Origin of the sequence: Enterovibrio norvegicus, from assembly GCF_002876705.1 — a bacterium.
GTDB lineage: Bacteria > Pseudomonadota > Gammaproteobacteria > Enterobacterales > Vibrionaceae > Enterovibrio > Enterovibrio norvegicus_B.
Map to the genome: position 1 here is coordinate 1 of NZ_MDAG01000073.1, position 1924 is coordinate 1924.

The window sequence follows — 1924 nt, forward strand, 5'->3', positions numbered from 1 at the left end:
GTGGAATCGGTCGCTTGTATGCCATTTCAAATATTCACATAACGCTGTGATAACGAGCACTTGCCCGCACTGAACCTGAGCAGAACTATGTATTCACAACACTTCCTAAGCGCTTCGAGATTGGCAAGGTGTCCCGTTCATGACCTTGTTAACATTCGTGCGTCCGTATAAACCGACATGAAATTTTCCGCTAGTTGCGATGGTACTCCAACCAGAATAGTAGCGCTGCTATCCCAACAGCCTATTTCAAAAAGAGCCCGATCTAGTTGAGGGGCTGGATTTGAACCATTCCAGTAATCAGGATTGCCATCTATATAGGGGCTTTCAACAACGTCAAACTTAGTACCCGCAGGAAATGCAGAGAAAACAGCCCAGATGAACTGAATTTGATTACCCTGAATTAGGGAATCCAAAGAGTCGCCACTGTACCATCCCTCATCAACGAGATATCCGTTTGTCTCGATGTCGCTGATGTACCAGTCATAGTCTGTACAGCTGATTTTCAATGCAGAAAATACATCCACCATGTATGTAAAAAATTTTACTTGTTCGGTATTTTCAAGAATCAAATTCATATGTATATAGAGTTAACGTTTCGTATAAACGGCGAGCGTCTTTTGCGAGTCCAGCACCCGAAGAGCGCGATGTTTAATGCGCTTGTTAGATTTGAGCACTCAAGCTGTTCCATCATCAATCAAATTTTTTCGGGCATGTTTCAATGACATTAGGAAAAATGGATACGCAAGAACACCTAGGAAGATATTGATAGCTATCCAGTAAAATGGAAGATATTTAGGACATCTAATAAGTGCATGAATAATTGGAATCAAACTAGCCAATAAAAAAGGCACAAGGAACACTCTATTAATTGAAGGGACTCCATTTTCAGCGAAGTACACACTTAACACTATACAAAGAGCCACGACTAAGATTATTAATATCTGCTTCATTAACTTTTATCGCCTCAAATGTTGAAGAAATCTAACGCCGGTTACAACTTTGTTAGGCGTTTGACCACTCGTACCATGGCACATGCCAACCGTGAACCTCTCTTACTTTAAATTCTTTGGAACACCCATAGCAAGTTACAGCAAAATGATGCTCATAAAGCTCTTTCATTACCTGAGAGGTAACGATTTCAACGAAGCTTAGCTCTGCCTCTCTCTCTGGGTTGAACATGCTTTGCCCAGAATACAAATAACAGCGACACGAGCCTTGGCAGCGTTGCTCAATATATTTAAGTGAAAGCTTTGTGTCTTCGGCATTGCTTCTTATTGCACCACCCATTTCGACTTCTGCTAGTATGTCAGAAAACACTGGAATATAAGCTTCGAGTTCAGACAACTTATCCAAGTCATTACAGCGAAGAATTTCCCAGGTTGCCTCCCAAATTTTGCGTGGATCTCTAGACTCGAATTTTTCAACTATGATGGAAGTTTCCATAAGATGCCTAACGCCTCAAACACAGGCTTGGTGAAGTTGGCGTTTTTTTTGGAACAAAAAAGGTGACAGGTTTGCCAAGCCCGAGTGCTTTGACTTGTTAGGCGACGCACTCGCTACTGCTTTGAAACTAACCATATTTCCTCAAACTGCTCTTTAGTAAGTTCAATTCCATCGAGATTCTCTTTTGAATACTCAATATCTTCTTCTCTAACTTTGGGTTGATCAGTGAACATGTAACATTCATCTTTTTCCTCATGGAGAGTTGACCACTTCAAATCTCCATCAACCTCCACTATCTGACGGGTAATTTCTCCATTGATGACTTCTGAATAATAGAATCCATCAGATTCTTCACCTTCCCAGAAGCATCTAAAGTATTTCGAACTCATATTCCTTGCCGCCTAACGCTGTGATAACGGGTACTTGCCCGCACTGAACCTGACCAAACCTATGTATTCACGCTACTTTCTAAGCGCTTCGA

Annotated in this window: 3 protein-coding genes; all 3 read right to left on the minus strand. The window is 41.4% G+C overall.

Going from position 1 to position 1924, the window contains the following annotated elements; translation table 11 throughout:
* Positions 1-137 precede the first annotated feature (137 nt).
* The 3 genes from BCT27_RS24210 to BCT27_RS24225 all read right to left on the minus strand — a co-directional run bounded on the left by BCT27_RS24210 (position 138) and on the right by BCT27_RS24225 (position 1832).
* A complete protein-coding gene (locus BCT27_RS24210; protein WP_102397032.1) occupies positions 138-575 on the minus strand; it encodes a hypothetical protein in 438 nt (145 codons plus the stop codon).
* A 427-nt stretch (positions 576-1002) separates the two neighbouring features.
* Entirely contained in the window at positions 1003-1443 is a 441-nt protein-coding gene (locus BCT27_RS24220) for a hypothetical protein (protein WP_102397034.1), read from the minus strand.
* A 113-nt stretch (positions 1444-1556) separates the two neighbouring features.
* Positions 1557-1832, minus strand: a complete 276-nt coding sequence (locus tag BCT27_RS24225) for a hypothetical protein (RefSeq protein ID WP_102397035.1) — start codon at positions 1830-1832, stop codon at positions 1557-1559.
* Between the last annotated feature and the right edge of the window lie 92 nt (positions 1833-1924).